The sequence below is a fragment of the Kribbella antiqua genome (assembly GCF_004345665.1).
GTDB lineage: Bacteria > Actinomycetota > Actinomycetes > Propionibacteriales > Kribbellaceae > Kribbella > Kribbella antiqua.
The window spans coordinates 1-21,594 of record NZ_SLWR01000007.1 but is presented as its reverse complement, the minus strand read 5'-3'; the positions used below and the strand labels follow the sequence as shown (position 1 = coordinate 21,594).

Annotated in this window: 21 protein-coding genes and 1 tRNA gene; 8 read left to right on the top strand and 14 right to left on the bottom strand. The window is 67.3% G+C overall.

Translation table 11 applies throughout. The features are described from left to right. Positions 1-120: 120 nt before the first annotated feature. A complete protein-coding gene (locus EV646_RS20150) occupies positions 121-675 on the bottom strand; it encodes a WhiB family transcriptional regulator (RefSeq protein ID WP_241996196.1) in 555 nt (184 codons plus the stop codon). Positions 676-1,252: 577 nt separating this feature from the next. On the opposite strand from EV646_RS20150, the gene EV646_RS20145 reads away from it, so the two are divergent. Further along, entirely contained in the window at positions 1,253-2,071 is an 819-nt protein-coding gene (locus EV646_RS20145) for an HAD family hydrolase (protein WP_132150803.1), read from the top strand. Between the two features lie 4 nt (positions 2,072-2,075). On the opposite strand, the gene EV646_RS20140 is transcribed toward EV646_RS20145, so the two are convergent. The 6 genes from EV646_RS20140 to EV646_RS20110 form a co-directional block, all read right to left on the bottom strand. Then, entirely contained in the window at positions 2,076-2,690 is a 615-nt protein-coding gene (locus tag EV646_RS20140; RefSeq protein WP_199237085.1) for a bacterial proteasome activator family protein, read from the bottom strand. A 55-nt stretch (positions 2,691-2,745) separates the two neighbouring features. Then, positions 2,746-3,273: a CGNR zinc finger domain-containing protein gene (locus EV646_RS20135; RefSeq protein WP_132150801.1), complete on the bottom strand. Its 528-nt coding sequence runs from the start codon at positions 3,271-3,273 to the stop codon at positions 2,746-2,748. Between the two features lie 178 nt (positions 3,274-3,451). Then, positions 3,452-6,058, bottom strand: a complete 2,607-nt coding sequence (locus tag EV646_RS20125; protein ID WP_132150797.1) for an FtsX-like permease family protein — start codon at positions 6,056-6,058, stop codon at positions 3,452-3,454. Continuing rightward, positions 6,058-6,780, bottom strand: a complete 723-nt coding sequence (locus EV646_RS20120; RefSeq protein WP_132150795.1) for an ABC transporter ATP-binding protein — start codon at positions 6,778-6,780, stop codon at positions 6,058-6,060. Before EV646_RS20120 ends, EV646_RS20125 begins: the two co-directional genes overlap by 1 nt. After that, on the bottom strand, positions 6,777-7,415 hold the full coding sequence (locus tag EV646_RS20115) for a PadR family transcriptional regulator (RefSeq protein ID WP_132150793.1): 639 nt from the start codon (positions 7,413-7,415) through the stop codon (positions 6,777-6,779). Before EV646_RS20115 ends, EV646_RS20120 begins: the two co-directional genes overlap by 4 nt. A 154-nt stretch (positions 7,416-7,569) precedes the next feature. Then, positions 7,570-8,157, bottom strand: coding sequence for a TetR/AcrR family transcriptional regulator (locus tag EV646_RS20110; RefSeq protein WP_132150791.1), 588 nt, complete (start codon positions 8,155-8,157; stop codon positions 7,570-7,572). A 72-nt stretch (positions 8,158-8,229) separates the two neighbouring features. Between EV646_RS20110 and EV646_RS20105 the strand changes: the two genes are divergently transcribed. Next, positions 8,230-8,649: a VOC family protein gene (locus EV646_RS20105; RefSeq protein ID WP_132150789.1), complete on the top strand. Its 420-nt coding sequence runs from the start codon at positions 8,230-8,232 to the stop codon at positions 8,647-8,649. A 136-nt stretch (positions 8,650-8,785) separates the two neighbouring features. Here EV646_RS20105 and EV646_RS20100 read toward each other — a convergent pair whose 3' ends face one another. The 3 genes from EV646_RS20100 to mobA are packed head-to-tail and all read right to left on the bottom strand — an operon-like array spanning position 8,786 to position 11,165. After that, a complete protein-coding gene (locus EV646_RS20100; protein WP_132150787.1) occupies positions 8,786-9,766 on the bottom strand; it encodes an NAD(P)H-quinone oxidoreductase in 981 nt (326 codons plus the stop codon). A gap of 18 nt (positions 9,767-9,784) precedes the next feature. After that, on the bottom strand, positions 9,785-10,633 hold the full coding sequence (locus tag EV646_RS20095) for a phosphotransferase family protein (RefSeq protein ID WP_132150785.1): 849 nt from the start codon (positions 10,631-10,633) through the stop codon (positions 9,785-9,787). Beyond that, positions 10,626-11,165, bottom strand: a complete 540-nt coding sequence (mobA, locus tag EV646_RS20090) for a molybdenum cofactor guanylyltransferase (RefSeq protein WP_132150783.1) — start codon at positions 11,163-11,165, stop codon at positions 10,626-10,628. The genes EV646_RS20095 and mobA overlap by 8 nt, the downstream gene beginning before the upstream one ends. Before the next feature lie 71 nt (positions 11,166-11,236). Here mobA and EV646_RS20085 point away from each other — a divergent pair, with 71 nt between their 5' ends. The 5 genes from EV646_RS20085 to EV646_RS20065 all read left to right on the top strand — a co-directional run bounded on the left by EV646_RS20085 (position 11,237) and on the right by EV646_RS20065 (position 16,604). Beyond that, a complete protein-coding gene (locus EV646_RS20085; protein WP_132150781.1) occupies positions 11,237-12,028 on the top strand; it encodes a carbon-nitrogen hydrolase family protein in 792 nt (263 codons plus the stop codon). Positions 12,029-12,166: 138 nt separating this feature from the next. Beyond that, entirely contained in the window at positions 12,167-13,282 is a 1,116-nt protein-coding gene (cobC, locus tag EV646_RS20080) for an Rv2231c family histidinol phosphate aminotransferase CobC (RefSeq protein ID WP_132150779.1), read from the top strand. Between the two features lie 155 nt (positions 13,283-13,437). Then, the gene (locus EV646_RS20075) at positions 13,438-14,172 is read left to right on the top strand and encodes a hypothetical protein (RefSeq protein WP_199237084.1); all 735 of its coding nucleotides are present in this window, start codon (positions 13,438-13,440) and stop codon (positions 14,170-14,172) included. 5 nt (positions 14,173-14,177) lie between these two features. Continuing rightward, a complete protein-coding gene (locus EV646_RS20070; RefSeq protein WP_241996195.1) occupies positions 14,178-15,635 on the top strand; it encodes a cupin domain-containing protein in 1,458 nt (485 codons plus the stop codon). Between the two features lie 54 nt (positions 15,636-15,689). Beyond that, positions 15,690-16,604, top strand: coding sequence for a sucrase ferredoxin (locus EV646_RS20065; protein ID WP_132150777.1), 915 nt, complete (start codon positions 15,690-15,692; stop codon positions 16,602-16,604). An 18-nt stretch (positions 16,605-16,622) separates the two neighbouring features. On the opposite strand, the gene EV646_RS20060 is transcribed toward EV646_RS20065, so the two are convergent. From EV646_RS20060 to EV646_RS20050, 3 genes are all read right to left on the bottom strand, one after another. Then, positions 16,623-17,219: a gamma carbonic anhydrase family protein gene (locus EV646_RS20060; protein WP_132150776.1), complete on the bottom strand. Its 597-nt coding sequence runs from the start codon at positions 17,217-17,219 to the stop codon at positions 16,623-16,625. A gap of 284 nt (positions 17,220-17,503) precedes the next feature. Next, the gene (locus EV646_RS20055) at positions 17,504-18,721 is read right to left on the bottom strand and encodes an MFS transporter (protein WP_132150774.1); all 1,218 of its coding nucleotides are present in this window, start codon (positions 18,719-18,721) and stop codon (positions 17,504-17,506) included. Between the two features lie 48 nt (positions 18,722-18,769). Then, complete coding sequence (locus EV646_RS20050; protein WP_132150772.1) at positions 18,770-20,005, bottom strand: MFS transporter; 1,236 nt, start codon at positions 20,003-20,005, stop codon at positions 18,770-18,772. Positions 20,006-20,266: 261 nt separating this feature from the next. On the opposite strand from EV646_RS20050, the gene EV646_RS20045 reads away from it, so the two are divergent. Next, a tRNA-Ser gene (locus tag EV646_RS20045) sits at positions 20,267-20,355 on the top strand. Positions 20,356-20,837: 482 nt separating this feature from the next. On the opposite strand, the gene EV646_RS20040 is transcribed toward EV646_RS20045, so the two are convergent. Further along, positions 20,838-21,320, bottom strand: a complete 483-nt coding sequence (locus EV646_RS20040; protein ID WP_132150770.1) for a hypothetical protein — start codon at positions 21,318-21,320, stop codon at positions 20,838-20,840. Positions 21,321-21,594: the final 274 nt, after the last annotated feature.

The window sequence follows — 21,594 nt, the reverse complement described above, 5'->3', positions numbered from 1 at the left end:
CTTGGCTGCCAGCCAGTTCACAGGAAGTTGCCAGAAGCACCGAGGCCCGGAATCCCTGCTGATGCAGGGTTTCCGGGCCTTCGTCTTGACCGATAGTCTGCTGGCGGGCCGAGTATCGGTTCAGGCGACGCGGCTGCTGCCGGTGCGGCGCTGCTGGCGCTGCTGGTCGACCACGGTGTCGAAGGCGTCCAGGACGGCGCTCACCTGCGGCCGCGGCCGCGGTGTCTTCACGGCCGGGCTCTGGCCGCGCCGGGCGCGACGCAGGTGACGCTTCACCGTCGACAGTGAGCACCCCAGCCGCATGGCCAGCGATTCCAGGCTGTCGTTGGGGTACTGCGTCCGCAGTCGCAGCACTTCCTCGTGGCTGACCGGCCGGCGGGTCCCACGGGCTCCGGCGAGCTGGTCGAAGTCGTCGGCCTGCACCTCGACGTCGAGCAGGTTCCGCATCGAACGGCGTTGTGCCGCGGTCGTTCCGGCGACGAAGCCGCTCACATCGTGCTGGGCGACGGCGCTGTACAGGCAGTCCGTGAACAGCGGACACGAAGCACACAAGGCCTTCGCCTCCCGGACCAGCTGCTCGTACCGCTCACGGGTGCGCCGGGTGGCGGACGCGGGCGGCGGGTCTTCCATCAGGCGGTGCTGGAAAATATCCGGCCGGGCGATGCAGCCGGTCATTGCCCCTTCCATGCTGGAAGATGTGTCGACAGCGGCTCGGGAACTGCTGCCCCCTGATCCCGCTAGATTGGCGCTGTTGACGGTCATCGTTGCTCCCCAAGTATTCGGATCCCCGTGAACGAGCGGTGAACGACGCTCGACCACACAGATCCAGTAGCTGATGGACCGACGACCTGTTGCCGGCCCACCATGTCTCGCCCCGCAAGGAGGCGCACCGATCCATAACTGTTGACGCCGCCGCCGAGGTTTTGGTTGCAGCCAATTCCTCAACGGTTTCGCAGCGTTCGGGTGTCTTCGGGTGTGGTGGGCTGCATCAGCCGCGCTGATCCTGAACAGGCTTACGACGCGGTCGAATCGCCCCCGGTTCCCCGCGAACCCCCCGCATGAAATCATGCGTAAACCGTGCTGCGCAGGGGAACTTGCTGCCTTTGCAGCATCCTGCCGTAACGGTCTGATGACGTTGTTGCAGACTCAATCACCTTGGTCAAGAACGTCTGAAAACAAGGTCGAATCGCTTGCGCGGGCGCTGTTCGAAGGGTAGTGAGGATTCCTCATCGGCGCCGGATACGGTGGTCAGGTGACGGCCCCTGATGACCTGCGCCGACCCCGTCTGATCGCCACAGATCTTGACGGAACCTTAGTACGCACCGACGGAACCATTTCGGCTCGTACCCGATCAGCCGTGCTCGCCACCCAACGGGCGGGAAGTGTTTTCGTAATGGTCACCGCCCGTCCACCTCGCTGGCTGCACGACCTGGCCGACCTGGTCGGCGACCACGGTGTCGCGATCGTTGCCAACGGCGCCATTTTGTACGACGTCGTACGCCGCCGGGCGATCCGGACCAGGCTGATCGATCCCGGTGTCGCGCTCGAGGTGGCGCAGGCGATCCGGGCCGAGATTCCCGATGTGGAGTTCGCGATCGAGCGCTCGGATCGCTACGGACAGGAGCCGAACTACCTGAATCGCTGGCCGCGGCCGGACGACACGTTGGTCGCCGGCATCGAGGTCCTGCTGTCCGAACCGGCCGCGAAGTTGCTCGTCCGCCACCCCAGCTGGCATGCCGACGATCTGCTGGCGAAGATCGTGCCCGTAGTCGGAGAACGGGTCACGGCCAGCCACAGTGGCGGTCACAGTCTGGTGGAGATCTCCGCGAGCGGGGTGTCGAAGGCGGCGATGTTGGCCGATTTCGCTGCCACACAAGGGATTTCGGCTAACGAATCGATTGCATTCGGGGACTCGATCAACGACCTGCCGATGCTCGCCTGGGCCGGCACGTCGTACGGCGTCGCCAACGCGCACGCCGAAGTGCTCGCTGTGGTGGACAAAATCGCCCCGGCAAACGACGAGGACGGCGTCGCCGCCGTCCTCGAAGAGTTGTTTCAGCCTTTGAATTAAGAGGTTACAAGTACATCCCGCCGCTGCCGGGGCCGTCGGTGCTGTTGTTGGCCTGCGGTGCGCCGGGGAACGCGGATGCGTCCTCGGGCAGATGCTGACCGCCGGGGAGTGCGCGGCGCATCTGCTCCAACTGCTGGCGGGCCGCCATCTGCTGGGCGAACAACGCCGTCTGGATGCCGTGGAACAGGCCCTCCAGCCAGCCGACCAGCTGCGCCTGCGCGATCCGCAGCTCGGCTTCGGTCGGCACGCTGTCGTCGGTGAAGTCGAGGGTGAGGCGTTCCAGCTCCTCGACCAGCTCCGGCGCGAGGCCGCTCTCGAGCTCCTTGATGGAGACCTCGTGGATCGACTTCAGACGCTGCCGGGACGCTTCGTCCAGGGGTGCGGACTTCACCTCCTCGAGCAACTGCCGGATCATGTTCGCCACCCGCATCACCTTGGCCGGCTGCTCGACCAGTTCGGTCACCGAGCGTGGCTCGTCATCGCCTGGCTCGTCGTCAAGGTCGGAGCGCGGCGGCCCCTCGACGGCCATGCCGTCCGGCCCGACGATCAGCACCTTGCCGTCTTCGGTCCGCGCCCCGGCCATCGGAACTTCCTGGCCCTCGCTGCTGCTCTCGGTCATCTGCCCATCCTAGGCCGGATCCACGACAAGCCCCGCTCGGCCTGTGGACAACTGCCTAGTGCCGGGCGCGATGCCGTCGTACGGCGTCACGGTTGGCACAGGCGGGACTGCAGTACCGCTGCTTCCCGGTCCGCGAGAGGTCGGCGTACACGTTCTCGCAGCCGTCTGTCGCGCAGCGGCCGAGCCGGGTGATGCCACGGCCGGCCAGGTGGAGCGCCGTACCGGTGCTGATGAGCGTCGCGACCAGTCGGCCGACCGTCACCTTGTCCGGGCGGTAGTGCATGTGCCACCCGTCGCCGGCATGGTTTGTCAGCCGTGGATGCTCGGTGTACTTGGCCAGCATCGCGTTGATCAGCTCAACGCGATGCTGCTCGTCCTTCGCATCCACCACCTCGAGCCACTCGTCCAGCGCGACCCGTACGGCGGCCAGGTCCGCAGCCGTCACCCGGCGCTCACGCACCAGGCGGCTCTCGACACCGCTTTCCTCACACCGTGCGGCGAGCTCCTCGGGCGTGGTCGCGGGTCGGGTGACCAGGTTGACGGCGAGGAGCACCGCGTCGGCGCCGTAAGGGTTGAGATGCATAATGGCATTACAACACGATGGATTCATGACAGCCAGCCTTAAAGCCCACCGTCACCGCTGGAGCGTGGCGTCCTCCCACCACATCAGTGAAGGCCTTGTCGTGTACCAGCGCTGCGCCTGCGGCCAATGGCGAGTCACCAGCACCCCGCTGGTCGCACCCGTAGCCCTCGACGAGGCGCTAATCGATCCGGCTCACCATCGGTAGGCGCGACCGCGTCATCAGCCAGGCAAGCGTTCCAGCGAACAGCGGTACGACGATGACGATCCCGCCGAGCTCGGTCCACGGCACCATGAACCGCGGCGATCCGAACGCCGCATGGGCCGTATAGCCGTACAAAGCGCCGACGCCGACGCCCAGCAGACAGCCGAACTGCCCAAGCACCCACGCCTGCGCCGCCGCGAGGTTCCGCCGCCGCCGAGGTTGCGCACCGATCGCAGCCAGCGTTGCCAGATCCGCACGTCCCTCCGCCGCCGACAGCGACACCGAGATCGCCACACCGAGCAGCGTCACCACGGTCGCCGCGACCAGAATCCCGATCATGAACATCCGCGCCGGACTCTGAAACCCGCGCTCGACCTTCAGTACGTCGTCATTGCCCAGCAGCCGCGCGACCGCAGCCAACTCGTCTTCGGTCGGCTCCCGCGTCAACTCGTACTGAACCTCGAAGGTCGTGACCGTGCCGACCTTCGCGGCTGTTTCGTTGCTGATCAGTGCGTTGTCGCGCAGGAAGCTGATGTTGGGCGGTGCACCGGTCGCCGCCGCGTCGAGCGTCCGGGCAGGTGATGATTCCCCAGCTTCGCCGTCGGTGTACAGGTCGACCTTCTGGCCGTTCCAGTTCGGGAGGACGACCTTCCCGGCTCGCAGTTCGTCTGCCGCCTTGGCGCCGTACTCGTCGAAGCGGGCGATGAAAGCGGGGTCGACCGCCAGCAAACCCAGCGAATAGGACGTTCCTTGCGAGTCGACCGGACTCATCGCGTACAGGGTGGGCAGATAGCCCCACTCGTTGGTCTTTGCGTCGGGCAACGAAACCGTGGCCAGCCGGTACGTGTGCCGGACCGGTAGCAAGGCGGCCACCTTCTGCTCGGTGCTCTGTGAGTACGGCACGTTCTCGAAGTGGACCACCGCATCCCCGTGCTTCGCGATCGGGGTGTATCCCTTGGCTTCCGCGGCGATCCCGTTCGACGCCGCGAAGGCGACAGCGGCGGTCCCGGCCACAGCCATCATGATCGCGGCGGTGGCAGGACCCGTGCGGTGACGATGCCGGGCCGCGTCGCGAACGGCGAGCCGCGCGCTGAGCGGCAGCACCCGCGCGAACCCGGCGAACTTGGCAACCAGACTCGGCAGCATCCACACCAGCGCGGCGATCGTCGCCGTGATCCCCAGCAATACGAGCGCGATCGGTCCGGTCGGCGTGACCGTCGCCTCAGGCCTCGACCGCTGCGCCTCCTTCAGCGCCGCGGCGATCAGCCCGCTGCCGATAAACACGCAGACCATTCCGCCCACTAACAGAACCACGGCCGGCACGCGGACCCGCGCCGAACCAGTGGTGGTCGCGAAACGTCCAGCCAGCGCAGCCATCGGAGTCTGCCGCGCAGCAGCAATCGCCGGTACGACGGCCGCCGCCAGCCCAGCCAGCAATCCGAGCAGCGCGATCAGTACGACGCTCGTCCATGGGATCTGCCAGCCCGTGAAGATCGCCGACGTCATCTCCTCCCACACCGGCTTGCCGGCGAGGACCAAGGCCGTCGCGACTGCGAGCCCGCCGATCACCCCCACCAGACCGGCGAACAAGCCCTGCAACAGGACGATCCGTCGTACGTCGCGGGGCGTACCGCCGGCCGCCATCACCAGGCCGAGCTCGCGGGTCTGTCTCCGCGCGCCGACCGCAAACGCCGTACCGGCGAGCAGGATGATCTCCAGGATGCCGAAGCCGATCACCAGCGCCATCGCGGCGTACGGGCCGAGGTCGCCGCTGGTGCCGCCGTACGGATCCGGTGGCGGGTCGACGATGTTTGCGCGCGGCAACAAGAACAGGCCCTGGTCCGGGAGTTGCTTCGCGAGGGTCTTCGCGTCGGCCGATGCGGGCAGCTTGACCAGGTAGCGGACGGAGGTGCCCGGGTCGGCGGCGCGCAGGGCGGTGTCGGGGGCGGCGAAGATCGTCTCGGCACTTGGGGTCGACATCGTTCGGGCGATGCCGACGACCGCATAGCTCTTGCCGGTCGCACTCGTCACAGTTCCGGTCGGCGCGCCGAGGCCGAGCTGCTTCGCGAGCGATGGTGAGACCGCGATCTCGCTCTTCGTCGCCGGGAGGCGGCCTTGGTCGAGCTTGACCGTGCCTTGTGTCAACTGGCTGGTGCCGTCCCCGACCACGAGGCTGACGGAAGTGTTCGCCTGCGGACCGCGGATCTCGACCATCCCGGCATCGACGAACGCGCGGGCTACGGTGCTTCCGCCCGGCAGCAACGGAGTCGGGTCGAAGGTCGCCGGCACCCGGACGGGCTGCTCGGCGCCTTCGGCCGGCGCCGGCTCGCTCGACATCAACGACGGTTCGCCTGGCAGTGCTGCCAGCTTCCCGTACTGCGTGACGTCGAGCCGAGCGTCGGCCTGGCCGATCTCGATCCTGGCGAGGTTTTCGCCTTCCGGGCTGGACGTCTTGAACACGACGCCCATCCACGTCGCCGCGAGGACCGGGAGGCCGATCAGACAGGCCACCAGGAACGTGCGGCCGAGGGACTTTCGCGTGGTTCGGCGGGCGATCCGCAGCGGCGGACCCCACCCGCCCATCAGTGGCTCTCCTGTAGCAGCGCGTCGGCCTCGGGCAGCGGACCGGACTGGCCTACCAGCACGCCATCGCGCAGGTAGACGACGCGATCCGCCCAGGCCGCGTGCCGGGCGTCGTGCGTGACGAGTACGCCGGCGATGCCGTGCTGGTCGCACCGGTCGCGGAGGAGCTGGAGGACCGTTTCGCCGGTGTCGGAGTCGAGAGCACCGGTGGGCTCGTCGGCGAGCAGCAGTCGACGTTCGCCGACGATGGCGCGGGCGATCGCGACTCGTTGCCGCTGGCCACCGGACATGTCTTCGGGGAATCGGTCCGCGAGTTCATCGATGGCCACCTCCTGGAGTGCTGCTTCGGCGTACTTGCGGGCCGCGCGGGTGCGGGTGCCGTCGAGTTCGAGCGGGAGCGCGACGTTCTCGGCGGCGGTGAGGGCCGGGATCAGGTTGAAGTCCTGGAAGACGTAGCCGATCCTTCGCCGGCGCAAGGCGGCGACCGCGTTGCGGCTGAGGGTGGTGAGGTCGTTGCCGTCGACAAGTACTTCGCCCGCGGTGGGCTGGTCGAGGCCGCCGGCGCAGGTGAGCAGCGTGGACTTGCCGGAGCCGGACGGGCCCATCACGGCGACGAGTTCACCGGCTTCCACGGACAGATCGACGCTGCGGAGGGCGTGCACGGCCTGCTTGCCTTGCCCGTGGGTCCTGGTCAGATTACGGATGTCGAGAATCGTGCTCATCGCTTGGCCTGCTCTTCCGGTACGTCGTTGGTGCGGTGGGCGGCCGGCGTGGTACCGGCTCGGCCTGCGGCTGGCGTCGTACCGGCTCGGCTGGCGGCCGGCGTCGTACCGCCGGCTGCGCGGTGGCGTAACAGCATCGACTCGCAATGGTCGAGCCAGCGGATCTCGGCCTCGGCGGCGAAGATCATCGACTCGAGCACCAGCTGCCAGGAGATGTCGCCGTCGCGGTTGCCGCGCTTGAGGCGAGTCAGCTCCTGCAGCGACCGCATGGTCGACATCCGCTGACGCTGGACGACGGCGCTCACGTCCACACCCGGTACGGCGAGCGCCAGGGCGAGCTTGATCGCCAGCTCGTCGCGCGGTCGCGACTCCCGGGTGACCGGGGTGTCGAACCACCGGGCCAGCTCGGCCCGGCCGTCGTCGGTGATCTCGTACAGCGACCGGCCGTCGCCATCGCCTTCGCCCGACGCCGGCCGGACGAGTCCGTCGCGCTCGAGGCGGGTGAGGGTGGTGTAGACCTGCCCGATGTTCAGCGGCCAGGTCGCCCCGGTCGCCGCCTCGAACTCCCCGCGCAATTGGTACCCGTACTTCGGATCCTCCCGAAGCAGAGCCAGCAGTCCATGCTTGATCGACATGAATACTGAGTATGCATACCGAGTATGCTCTCGTCAACGGTCTAGACCAAGCGCGGCGGTTCCTGGCGCTGGCCGTTTGGTGGGTTACCCCACCAGCTTGTGGGTTCCCCGCCTGTATTCGAGCGGGGAACCCATCATTTGACTGGTCAGCCCATCAAATGATGCTGGTGTCGTCCCTGCGGACGAGGCGGCGGACCAGGCGGGCGGTGATGGCGTCGACGTCGTACGGGCGGCCGGTGCCGGGGGTGAGCTGGTCGAGCACCAGGCCGTCGATGGCGAAGTGCAGGAGGCGGATCTCCTCGGCGCCGCCGGGGAGGCCGGCGTTCGCGTTGAATGCGACGTCGGCGTCGAAACCGTGGCGCAGAGTGCGGGACAGGATCTCGTGCAGGCCGGGGCGACGGGCCGCTTCGAGTCGCAGTTCCAGCAGGGCGAGGGAGAGTTCGGGTCGGCCGAGCAGCCGCTCGACGATGTAGTGCACGTAGTCGATCATCAGATCGATCGTCGGCTCCCGCTTGGACAGCGGCTCCAGGACGGCCTCGTCGGGGGCGAGTCGCTCGAAGATCCGCTCGCCGAGCGCGCCGAGGAGTGCGTCGCGGGTGCGGAAGTAGTTGGACGCCGTACCGGCGGGCAATCCAGCCGCGGCGTCGACCGCTCGGTGGGTCAAGCCGCGCGCTCCGGCTTCCGCGAGTACGGCGAGACCGGCGTCGGCGAGCTGGGTACGGCGTTCGGGGTTCCGGGGCATGTTGACAAGCGTAGCAGCGTCCACTACAACTGTCGTACACAACAACGACAGCTGTAGTAGTCAGGAGAACGTATGCAACCCGCGGCATTCGGCGCGACCGTGGTCACCGACCGACCGGCGGAGGTCGCCGCCTTCTATCAGCAGCATCTCGACGTACAGATCGCCATCGACCTCGGCTGGTTCATCACCCTGCGCCGGGGCGAGGCGGATTGGGAGCTCGCGATCTGTCAGCGCGGCCACGCGACGGTTCCGGCCGCGGTGTCCGCGCTGACCGAGAGTACGAACGTCTTCGGCTTCATCGTCGAGGACACCGACAAGGTCGCCCAGTCACTCACCGAGGCCGGCGTGCGGCTCGAGACCGAGGTGGTCACCGAGGTCTTCGGCCAGCGCCACTTCTTCGTCCGCGACCCCGAAGGCACGTGGCTGGACGTCATCCAACTGGTCGCGCCGGACCCGGAGTGGCTGGCCGCGAACATGCCAGTGGAGGCATGACGCGGATCTCCAGCACTCACCAACGGCGACGAGCCGGCCGCGTCCAGGCGCGCGTGAGCCTGAACGCAGGTCGTCCGCGGGAGCCCATCCCCGTCGTACGGCGACCACGCGGTTGGTGAGTGCTGGGCGTCCGCACTCAGATGGTGAGGAGGACCTTGCCGATCTGGGTGGAGTCCTCGAGGGTCTGGTGCGCGAGCGCCACCTGGTCGAGGGGGAAGGTGGTGTGGATGATCGGCCGGACCTTCTTCTCGGCGACCAGGGGCCAGACGTGGCCGACGACCTCGGCCAGGATGCGGCCCTTGTCCTCGACCGAGCGGAACCGGAGGCCGGTCGCGGTGATGGAGCCGCGGCGAGCCATCAGGCGGCCGATGTCGAGTTCGCCCTTGGCGCCGCCCTGCATGCCGATCACGACCAGGCGGCCGTCGTACGCGAGTGACTTCACGTTGTCCTGCAGGTACTTCGCGCCCATGATGTCGAGGATCACGTCGGCGCCCGCCTTGCCGGTCGCCTCGCGCACCACCGACGCCCACTCGGCTTCCTTGTAGTTGATCGCGACATCCGCGCCGAGCCGGGTGCAGAACTCCATCTTGTCGGTGCTGCCGACCGTGCACAGCACCCGCGCGCCGTGCGCCACCCCGAGCTGGATCGCCATCGTCCCGATGCCCGACGCACCACCGTGGACGAGCAGCGTCTCGCCCTCCTTCAGGTGCGCGGTCATGAACACGTTCGACCACACCGTCGCGACCACCTCGGGCAACGCCGCCGCGCTGACAAGATCGATGCCTTCAGGCACCGGCATCACCTGCGGCGCCGGCAGGACGACCTTCTCGGCGTACCCACCGCCGGCGAGCAGTGCGCAGCACTCGTCACCGACGGACCAGTCCTCGACCTCCGCACCGACCGCGGAGATGACACCGGACACTTCGAGCCCGATCGTCCCGGGCGCGCCGGGCGGCGGTGGATAGTGGCCCTGCCGCTGCAGCAGGTCGGCCCGGTTCACGCCCGCGGCGACCACATCGATGACGACCTCGTCGACGGCCGGCTTCGGATCCTCGATCTCGCCGATCCGAAGGACCTCGATCCCGCCGGCACCACCCTCACACACCACAGCACGCATGCTGCCCACCGTACCGGCTCAGCTGACGATCTCGGCCATGTCGTCCGCGATGCTGTCGAGGGGATCGGCGTTGCCTATCGAGGCGAACCAGTCCCATAGCTCGAGCGAATGGTAGAGCCGGTACAGCGTGGTGCGTTCGCGCCAGTCCTCCGGCAGGTCGCCGTACCCATCGACGACTCCTTGGAGTTTCGTGGCGTCGCCTCGGATTGAGTAGGACATCGTCTTGGCGAGATCGAGCAGTGGGTCGGCGGCGATCGCGTTCTCGACGTCGATGAATCCGGTCACGCGCCAGGTCTCCGGATCCACCAGCACGTTGCCTTCGTGGAAATCGTTGTGGCACAGGGCCGGTGCCAGATTGGCTTTGAACAGCTCGGCGTGTGTTTCGACGTACTCGCGGATGCGTCGGTGGAGTGCGGGATCGCCTTTGAGACCTTGGAATTCTGTGAGCTTCTTGGTGAATTGGCGGCGCATGTACTGGTCGTTGTCCGGCAGCGGGTCGAGGATCTCGTCTGTGAGATAGCCGTACGACGGTTGCCCGATGCAATGAATTCGTCGGAGCAACCGCCCGATCTGCTCGTACGACGCTCGCCAGTCGGGCGGCTCGGCCTCGGACAGCGGGACGCCGTCGAGCTTGGTCAGAACGGTGTAGCCATCGCCGACTTGGACGACTTGTGGGACGTCTTGCCCGCTCAGCAGTCCGTAGACGTGGACTTCTTTTGCTTGTTTCCAACGCCATTCGGGTGCGTATTGCTTGACGATCAGCGGGTCGGCGTCTGTACGTCGTACCTCGTAGACCGTGCTCAGTTGGCCGCCGGTGCGCTGGACGATCTCGCTGCCTGGGTAGAGCTTCGCGATGAGCTCAGTCATCTAGATCGGCCCAGGTGTCGACGTCGTCGCCGGCGTGTGTTGGGTCGGACCAGGCGATGTCCAGGTCGGCGACCAGGCGCCGTACTGACTTGTCTCTTGGGTCGCCGATACGTCGTACTGCTTCAGTGATTGCGGTACGGCGGTATGCGGTGGCGAGCTGCTGGTTGCGGCCGTCGGTGTCTCGGAGCCCGTGGGCGTCATGATCTCTGAGTCCTTCGATCAGGTGGGTGACGTCGTCTTGGGTCAGCCAGGGGAGGTCGCAGCTGAGGATCACGACAATTGGTTCGGTGCCGTGGGTCAGGCCGGCCGCGATCCCTGCTACTGGGCCGCCGGAGGGTGGATCCTCGACCGTCCATTCGACCGGGCGGCAGGTGGTGCGGACTGAGCCGACTACGACAGTTGTGGTTGCGTCAGCGGTTGCCGTCAGCACTCGATCGAGCAGGGTGACACCGTCCAGCACCAGCATCGCCTTGTCCACCCCGCCGAACCGGGTGGAGCCTCCTCCGGCGAGTATCAACGCGTCGAAATCCACGGACGCAGTCTCGCATCCCCGCCGCCTCGCCGCCCGAGGTTTTCTGGGTTCAAGTGCGGCACCATGGAAGCGTGAAGATCGCCGTGGTGCAGACCGCCAGTAGCTCCGACAAGGCCGCCAATCGCGACCTCGTGACGCAGGTTGTCGCCGAGGCGGCGTCCGAGCACCCGGATCTCGTCGTACTGCCGGAAGCGATGATGGCCGACTTCTCGGTCGAGGACGGCGTGGTCGCGCAGGCGGCGGAGGCGCTGGACGGGGAGTTCGTCGGCACGCTGCGGAAGTGCGCGGTCGAGCACGGTGTGGCGATCGTGGCGGGCATGTTCGAGCGCAGCTGCGACGAGCGGCGCCCGTACAACACCCTGCTGGCGGTCGGCGCGGACGGCTCCTTGCTGGGTGCCTACCGGAAGATCCACCTGTACGACGCCTTCGGCTACAAGGAGTCGGACCAGCTGACGCCAGGTGATGTCGCGCCGGTGGTGGTCAAGATCGGCGGACTCTCGCTAGGCCTGATGACCTGCTACGACCTGCGCTTCCCGGAGCACTCCCGTGCCCTCGTCGACGCCGGCGCCGAGGTCCTCGTCGTACCGGCCGCCTGGGTCCGCGGCCCCCTGAAGGAACACCACTGGACCACGCTCCTGACTGCCCGAGCCATCGAAAACACCTGCTACGTGGCCGCCGCGGCTCAGAACGGCAAGAAGTACTGCGGCCTAAGCCAAATCCTCGACCCGCAAGGCGCCACGCTGGCCGCTGTCGGCGACTCCAACGGCCACGCCACAGCCACCCTCACCCCCGACCGCCTCACCACCGTCCGTCACCAAAACCCCTCCCTCCAAAACCGCCGCTACACAGTCACCCCCCGTTAACTCCCTTGGCCCCGGCCCGTTGGGCGGGCCGATCATCGGAGGAAAGTTTGCGGCTGGCGCCGAAAATCCTCCGGAAAGGTGAGGTGCGTGGGTGAGACGTGGGGGTGTGGGTGGTGGGGGAGCGGTTAGCCTCCTGGGGTGGTGGATGGGTTTGATTTGGAGCATCACGGTGATCTCGAGGTTGGCGACGGGCTCGTCGACCTCGCTGTCAACGTCAGGGCTGGTACGCCGCCGGCCTGGTTGGTGGAGGAGATCACCGGGAGCCTGACGGACCTGGCGGCGTACCCGCGTCAGGAGGCGGCGCTGGCTGCGGTCGCCGCGCGGCACAACGTGCCACCGGAGCGGGTGTTGCTGACCGCGGGAGCGGCGGAGGCCTTCGTGCTGATCGCGCGCGCGTTCCGGCCGCGGCATGCGGTGGTGGTGCATCCTCAGTTCACCGAGCCCGAGGCGGCACTGCGCTCGGCCGGGCATCTGGTCGACCGGGTCATCCTGCGGCCCGAAGACGGCTTCGAGCTCGACCCTCGGGCAGTGCCGGCCGACGCGGACCTCGTTGTCATCGGCAACCCGACGAACCCGACCTCCGTGCTGCACCCCGCCGACGACCTCCGCGAACTGGCTCGGCCCGATCGCATCCTCGTGGTCGACGAGGCATTCATGGACGCGGTCCCAGGCGAACCGGAGTCGCTCGCCGGCGCGTCCATACCCGGCCTGGTGGTGATTCGCAGCCTGACCAAGACGTGGGGGCTGGCGGGGCTGCGCGTCGGGTACGTGATCGCGTCCGCCGGCATCATCGAGCAACTGGCCGCCGTCCAGCCCCACTGGCCGGTGTCCACTCCTGCGCTGGCCGCAGCAATTGCCTGCAGCAACGAGCAAGCCCTGGCCGAAGCAGCCCAAGCCGCCCTGGACACCGACCGCCAACGAGCCCACCTCCTCCACGCCCTCGCCCCCACCCTGTACAGCGACACCGCGGGCGCGTCGGGAGGTGCGTCGTACGGCGACACGCGTGCCGTGGTGGGGACTGCGTCGTACGGCGGCAGGGCTGGAGTTGTGACGTATGGGGTGGCTCGGGGGCCGTTTGTGTTGGTGCGGGTTGACGGGGCCGATGTACTGCGGGAACGGTTGCGGGAGCGGGGTTACGCCGTACGGCGGGGTGACACCTTCCCGGGGCTGGGGCCGGACTGGTTGCGGATCGCTGTGCGGCCTGAAGAGGTGACTGACGGCTTCGTGAAGGTCTGGCGCGATCTGCTGACCTGAGCGCTCGATGCGGGCGTGCCTGGTTCGCCGTCGAACCGAGTGAGCGCTGTAACCCTGGCGGGGTTTAGTCCGTCTTCACTTTGCGCACAGGATGAACGCAGAGTGCCCTTGCCGCGTGTCCGGCACTCTCCTGGCCAGTGCGAAGGGAGCAGCAGATGAGTCTCAACGACGACGACATGACGACCTCGTCCGAAGGCGACGAGGGTCTGGCGGACGGTGGCGCGACCCCGGGTGCGACGGACGGAGGCGCCGACGGCGGCGCCGGCGAGTACGGAGGCTCAGCCGGCGGATCCTCGAGCGAGGGCAACGACACAACAGCTGGCGCGTTCGGCTCGGGTGAGGGGTTTGCAGACGGCGGCGCCACGCAGGGCGCAACCGACGGCGGTGCGGATGGTGGAGCCGGCGGTTCCGAGGGTCCCGCAGACGGTGGAGCGACGCCGGGCGGCACTGACGGTGGTGCGGATGGTGGAGCCGGCGGCTTCGGTTCCGAGGGGCCTGCAGATGGTGGAGCGACGCCGGGCGGCACTGACGGTGGTGCGGACGGTGGGGCCGGCGGCTTCGGCTCTGAAGGTCCCGCGGACGGCGGTGCTACGCAGGGCGCTACCGATGGTGGCGCTGACGGTGGAGCCGGTGGGTATGGGTCGGGCGGTGAGGGTCCTGCCGATGGCGGCGCCACGCCGGGCGGTACTGACGGTGGTGCGGATGGTGGGGCTGGTGAGGGTCCTGCGGACGGCGGCGCGTCGCCTGGTGTCAGCGACGGTGGCGCCGACGGAGGTGCCGATGGCGGCGCTGGAGGCGGTTCCGAAGGACCTGCTGACGGTGGCGCTGACCCGAGCGTGACCGACGGCGGTGCTGACGGCGGCGCCAGCGGGAGCTCCGGAAGTTGGTGAGGGCGGTGCCGGAGACCGGGCCGCTGCCGGACGAACGCCCGGCTCTCCGGCGCTGTGTAGCAGGCGACCTGAACGAATTCGCAACCACCTACTGGGGCTCCCACGCCCTCCTCTCCCGCCACGCCGACTTCCACCCGTACGACGCCCTCCAGCCGAACGTCGCTGACGGGTTCCACAGCCCTGACCCACGCCCGGACAACCCCCACGACCACCACCCCGGACCTGTCGTCTCCGACGACGACCGTCCCGGGCTGGGCGGCTCTTACAATCACCACCCCGGCGACGGCTCGCACGGCGATCGCTCCGCACTGGGCGACCTGCACGAGGCGGGTTCCGGGCCTGGCGGATTGGGCGGGCCGTTTGGTGACTTGTTCAGTTTGGGGGCTGCGGATGAGTTGTTGTCTCGGCGGGGGCTACGGACGCCGTTCTTGCGGATTGCCAAGGACGGGGCGGTAGTGGGGGACGGGCAGTTCACTGGGTCGGGTGGGGTTGGTGCGGAGATCGCAGACCAGGTGCGTGACGACAAGGTGGCTGCGCTGTTCGCCGGCGGGCACACCGTCGTACTGCAGGCACTGCACCGGACCTGGCCTGCGCTGGTTGACTTCGCGACGCAGTTGTCGATGGATGCGGGTCATCCAGTGCAGATCAACGCGTACATCACCCCGCCGCAGTCACAGGGGTTCTCGGCGCACTACGACGTACACGACGTCTTCGTGCTGCAGGTAGCGGGTGAGAAGCACTGGACTGTGCACGAGCCCGTACACGTGGATCCACTGCGCAACCAGCCGTGGACGGACCACTCGCAGGCCGTAGCGGCTGCCGCCCGTGACAAGGCTCCGGTGATTGACGACGTACTGCGTCCTGGTGATGCGCTATACGTACCACGTGGCTTCCTGCACTCGGCGAAGGCGCTGGGCGGGGTCAGTGCGCACCTCACTGTCGGCCTGCACACGATGACGCGCTACCTGCTCGTGCAGGAGCTCGCGGCGCTCGCCGCGAACCAGGCGGCGTTGCGTGCCGCACTGCCGCTCGGCTTCGATCCAGGTGATCCAGCGCAGGTCAGTGCTGTGCTGCCGGAGGTTGCTGATCTCTTCGTCAAGCAGATCCAGTCGGCATCACCGGAGGACCTGGCAGCACGCCTCCGCCGCCGTACCTGGTCCAGCAACCGACCGGCGCCGCTACCGCCCTTGGCTCACGCAGCTTCCATCGCGTCTCTTGCTGTCGGTACGACGGTCCGGCTGCGCGCTGGGCTTCGTTGCCGGGTCGTGGCGGGCGATCCCGTCGTACTTCAGCTTCCCGATCGCACGATCACCTTGCCGGCGTCCACGGCCGACGCGGTCACCCAGCTGTGTTCCGGCGGTGATCACAAGGTCGGCGATCTCCCTGGGCTGGACGAACAGGACCAACTGGTCTTGGTTCGCCGCCTGCTCACCGAAGCAGTTCTCGTCACGCCGTCCAGCTGACGTGCCGCGTCTGGCCTATGGTTGCTGCGAGCAACATTATGGTGAAGTGGTTCTGTGGTTGAGAAGAGGTATCGAGCCGAGACGGGTTGTGCGGCGCTCGCGGCCGAGCGCGAGGACTCCATGGTCGCCACGGCACCTCCGGCCGAACGCTGGCTGCTGATCGAATGCCGCACAGCGTGGCCCCGCAGCGCCCTGCACGCCCTCCGCGATGCTGAGGGGCCGGCGGATGGAAGGCTTGCGGCTGAGGTGGCGCGAAGGTGTGGGCGGCTCGGGTATCGGCCGGCGCTGATCAGGCGGTATGGGCGAACGGACCAGTCGGTGCCGCGTCGGTGGGCGCTCGTCGATAGCCGGCCAGGCCACGAGTCGATCCGCTGGGGTGACCTGCCGTCGGACAACCACCTGCTTGAAGTACTCGGCGGTGGTGCTGGGTTGGGAAGGGTCAGCCGGGAGCCGATCTACTTGGTGTGCGCGCACGGGCGGCATGACGCGTGTTGTGCCGTGCGTGGACGCCCGGTGGCTGCCGCGTTGTCGGCGGCTTATCCGCAGCGCACCTGGGAGTGCAGCCACGTCGGCGGCGATCGCTTCGCTGCTAACGTCGTCGTACTGCCGCATGGGCTGTTCTACGGGCATGTTCCAGCGTCCCGCGCCGTTGAGCTCGCCAAGCACTACGACGAAGGGCTCGTCGTCCCTGACCTGTTCCGCGGATCAGGCGCATTCATCCCACCAGTCCAAGCAGCGCAGCACTTTGCCCGCGCGGCCGGTCATTCCCTGGCCGTCGACGACCTCCGTCCCACCGCTGCTCGCCAGGTTGCGGCCGATCAATGGCGGGTAGACCTCGCCGCCCCTACAGGTCTCATCAGCGTCGAGCTCTCGATCCACCTCGACACCGTCGACGCACGTCTCACCTGCGCGTCCACCCCACCCGCCCAAGTACGCCGCTTCGAGGTACACACCCTCACCACGACCTGAAACGCCGGTCCGAGGCTGTCAGTCGGGCAGTTGGGTGTCGTCGAGGTGGGCGCCGAAGAAGGTGGATTGGCGGGCCATGATGTCGCGCATGGAGGTGCCGCGAGGGACGCCGTACACGGTGCCGGGGAAGTCCAGGTCGCGTTGGATCGGCCAGAGCTCTTCGTGCCGGTCGGGCGAGAAGAGCTGAGCCGGGTCGCCGACCGCGATCCATCCGATCGGGAGGACCGCGCCGGGTTCCAGCCGCGAGTTCACCTGCAGCACGCTGTTGATCCGGAGTTCCGCGCCCGCGCCGGCGACCGAACCGGGGAACAACGCGGCGCCCGTGGCGATGAAGACCTCGTCCTCGACCGTGGCGCCGTTCACGTGTGCATGGGGACCTACCAGAACCGCGTCGCCGAGCAGGGCGGGATGGTCGGCCCGGCCGCGCACCAGGGCGTTCTCCATCACCACACTGTTCTCACCGAGACGGACCTCGCCGTTCTCCGCGGTCAGTACCGCGCCGTGCAGGACCCTGCTGCCTTCGCCGAGCACGACGGCACCACAGAGCACCGCTGACGGTGCGACATAGGCGGATTCGGGCACGACCGGTCGTCGGCCGCGGTGTTCGAGCAGCATGCCGCTGTCCTTCCGTTGAGCATCACCTCGTTCCTGGCCAGGATCCATGGATCGAGGCCGAATCAGCAGTACCAAAGGTCGTACGGATCTCCACAGCCCGGGCCCTCACTGCCCGGGCGGCGGTGTCCGGTGGCCGTCCACATCGGAGGTGGGAGGTTCGGTCGGCCGGACGATCCGGGTGGTGGAGAACCGCGAATGCAGAACACATTAGAACACGTGTTCGAAGGACGCAACGATGGCTGATCCGTCAGTCTTCCGGTGTCGCGAGCGCCGCAAACCGGGGTTCAACGGCGTTGCGTGGTCGAGTGCGGGAGGACCCGGTCCAGCGTGAAGATCGTGGCGACCGCGAGTAGCGCCAAGGCGGACATCCCCAGCCAGGGGAACTCATGGCGGATCTCGAAGAGCTGCGCGAAGAAGCCCGGAACCAGCACGCTGGCAAAAGTGAACGAGTACTGCCAGTAGGACAGGTACTTCCCATGCCCCACAGTCGGCGCCACGGCCGCAGCCAACGCGTTCGAGGTTGCAGCGTGCAGTACGTCGGCAAACGCGAAGACCGCGGTAGCCAGGATCAGACCGGGCACCACCAGCGCAGTAGGTACATGCAGCAGCGATGCCATCAACACACCCCACACAGCCCAAGTGACACCAGCGACGATCAGCACGTTGGTACGGCGGCGCTTCTCGGTGTGCCGCACGACCAGAGTCTGCCCAGTCCCCAGTACGACGGACACGGCCGCCAGCAACACGCCTACCCACCACTTCGCCACAGGTAGCGCCTCAGCGACGTACACAGGTAGTCCAGTGCCGAACAGCATGGTGCAGAGCGCCAGCAGCGTGTTGGCGCCGATCAGCACCAGGAATGGCTTGTCCTTGCGGAGCAGTGGTGCCGGACCGCTCTCCCGCGCAGCCCACTTGTGGTGCGAGATGCGGAGCCGCAGCAGCAGGAGCCCTGCGAGGTAGAACGTCACAGCATTGACTGCCATCGCGATCAGGAACGGTGTCGTCCCACCTGCGGCCAGCAGTACGCCGGCAACCAGTGCGCCGAGCCCCCAGCCGCCAGCCTGCATCATGCCGCCCAGGCCGAACCACCTGTCCCGGTCGCCCTCGTCGGCAACATCCGACAGCAGGCTGAAGATGGCGGACCAGAACGCGCGCTGACCACACATCGTCACCAGCGCACACAGGAACAGCAGCCACAACGACCGACCGAAGAAGAACCCGGTGAACGCCAGTCCTTGCGCGAACTGCGCCCCCACCACCAAGTTCCGTGCACCGACCCGGTCGATCGCTACGCCGACAGCAGCCGGTACGGCGATGGAGAACAGCGTCGCAAGGGTCAGCACCAACCCCGCCGTACCCAGTGGGATATCGGCGACCCTGACGAAGAACAACAGCAGGAGCGGCCCGGCGCAGCCCCCACCGAAGGAGTCAATCGCCAGACCGACAAGCAGCGGCGCCCGGCCACGGGTGTTGGGCAGGCCGAGGGAGGTGAATGCGCTCATGGGTTTCATGGACACTAGCAAGCCCTTACTGGACGCAGCCAACCCTTATCAGCCTGGAGTTGCCGCAGTACGGCGTACCGACACGTGCCGTAGTGGCCGCCAGGCCACAGCGGTCATCAGCACCATCGCGACGAAGGCAATGGCGAACGGAGCCGCCAGTCCGTACCGCTGCGCCAGTACGCCGCCCAGTGCCGAGCCGATGGCCGCTCCGCCTACCGAGGCGAGCAGATACACGCTGTTCACCCGCCCCATTAGCGGCTCCGGAGTAGCGAGCTGCCGGGCAGTGGTGGACACAATGCCCCACACGACGGCGTGTACGCCGAAGACGGCCATGGTCGCGCCGGCGACCCACGGGCTTCGGGTCAGGGCGAGGATGAGGTGCACCGTCGTCTCGATGACCAGTCCGGCGCGTAGCAGGGTGAGTGAGCCGACGCGGGGCTCCAGGAGGTGGTAGACCGGCATGCCCAGCACTCCACCGACTGCGCCGACCGAAACCAGCAGGCCGAACTGCGTCTCGCTCAGCCCCAACCGCTCACGCGCGTACAACACCCAGGTGGCGAACGCCGCGCAGAACGTGATGTTCATGACCAGGATCGAGCACGCCAGCGTCCGCACGCCAGCGTGGTGCCACAGCCAGCGAACTCCCTCGCGTACGTCGGTCCAGATCGCCGTACGCGCGGCTGGAAGTGGCGGACGCACGGCGACCCGCGCGATGAGGGCGGCCGCGGCGGCGAAGGTGACAGCATCGAACACCAGCGGCACACCGGCACCCACGGCGAATAGCAACGCGCCAAGCGGCGGACCGCCGAGCTGCTGCAGCACGGTGCCACTGGCGAACAGTCGTGCATTAGCTTTACCGAGTTGCGTTTTCGGTACGGCGCTCACCAGCAACGCACCGGAGGCGTTGTCAGCAAGCGTTTCCGCCGTACCGAGCAAGAACAACGCGGCGTAGACGCCCCACAGTGGCGAGGTCTCGAGCAACACTGCGATGCCCAATGCGGTAAGCACGGCACAGCGAAAGATATCGGCGGCAACGATCATCAGCCGGCGGTCGAGCCGGTCGACGAGAGCCCCGCTGAGCAAGGCGAACAGCAGCCACGGCAACTGCTGGACGAACGCGGCGGCGCCGACCGCGGCCGGTTCACGGGTGATCGAGGCAACGAGCAGCGGGCCGGCGGCCAGCATCGCGCCGTCGCCGAGGTTCGAGATGATCGAGGCCGGCCAGATCTTGCGGAAGTCCGGCCCGAGCTCGGCGGGCAGCAGGAAGGTACGCAGAGATGACATGCGAAAGCTCCAGAGGGCATGACGGAACGACTGGACAGCCGACGCCCGCGCGGCGTCGGCAGGAGGCCCGGTCAGTCAGCTGATCAGCGTGCCGACCGGACGGTGGTTGCAATGTCCTCGAACAGCCGAGACATCGCCCTCACCTCCGTCCGTACCCCAGGCGGCCCACCCGCCCTCCGCAGACCATACCTGCTGCCCCCCGTGCACGCACTCCCACATCAAGGAGCGCTATCCTCGACGATCGGCGGCCAAGCGTCGCCTGGAGGGTTCGCATAGTGGCCGAGTGCGCTGGTCTTGAAAACCGGTATGGCGGGTGACCGTCATCGTGGGTTCGAATCCCACACCCTCCGCTCTCCATAGCAGGCAACAACGCTCTGACCTGCGGAAACAACCGTTGCGAGGCATCGCCCAGGGTTGTCCGGCCACTTCCGGATGTGTCCGACCAGCACCGGCCGTCTACGGCTGTCTGTGCCCGTATTGTGCCCGCGCGGTGTGTCGGTCTCATGGCCACTTCACGGACCCGCTGCACCGCCCCCCTGGTGTTGCAGCCGTTCTGCGTGGAGTGCTGAAACATGAGGGCACGTCAGCCGCTCGACCGAGCCCCTGCGGGCTGGGACACCTGGGACATTGCTGGCGCGCGACTGTCCCAGGTGTTTGCCCAGGTCAGAGCGGCACATGGGACAGTGGGACACCTGGGACAACGTCAGCTTGGGAATCGCTCCGCCCAGGCGCCTGCGAACGTTTCTGACTCTGGCCCAACCGGCCGACTCCGGCCTGGACCACCCTCGATCGGCCCCCCGGAATGGCACACTGATGGCACGCCTGGCCAGGGTTATTGAGATACTCCCAGGTCGGCGCGCGCCGCCGCGGTGAACCTCTTTCGAGCCTCGTGAAGAGCCTTCTCGGCCCCTTCTCGCTCGTCAGCTCGGATGTTCGTCCACTTGCTCAGGGACGAGACCAGCTCGTGTGCGCGGTCAGCGACAGCGATTGAGCCGTAGATCTCCACGGTACTCACTCGCTCAGACAGCTCGTCGAAGGTGTCATAGTCAGGCGGGGGAATCGTGCGATCGAGGTCCCAGACGTACGGAAAGAAGACGGCGTAGTACCGCTCGTAGGTACTGAGGAACTCCGTAGATGCGTTGCGCCTGCGCTCGAATAGGCGTGCCTCGCGCTCGCGTTGCCATGAGGCTTCCGCCTCCTGTCTTGACCATTTGTGTTGGCTGCGCAACTGAGTTACCTGGGCCGTGAAGGCGAGGGCGGAGGCCATCAGTGTGCCGCCAACACCCACGGCTGCGATCACAAGCTCAGTCGACACATCGGCAGGGTACTGGGCTCCATCGGCTGATGCTTCGCACGCCGCGACGCGAATTGCCAACCTTCTGATCCGTAGTCGAGTTCAGACCGTCCACTACTTTCCAATGCGCGCCCGGGCACCTGTGCCGATCTGTCCGGCTGTCTGTCAACGGCAGTTGAAAACTGACCAGTTGGCGGCAAGGTGGTTTCTACTGACGGTTGCAACACTTCGTCCTGAATTGGGAGGTTGTGTTGTCTTCATCTCGTCGTGTGAAGAAGGGGCCGGGGCGTCGTCC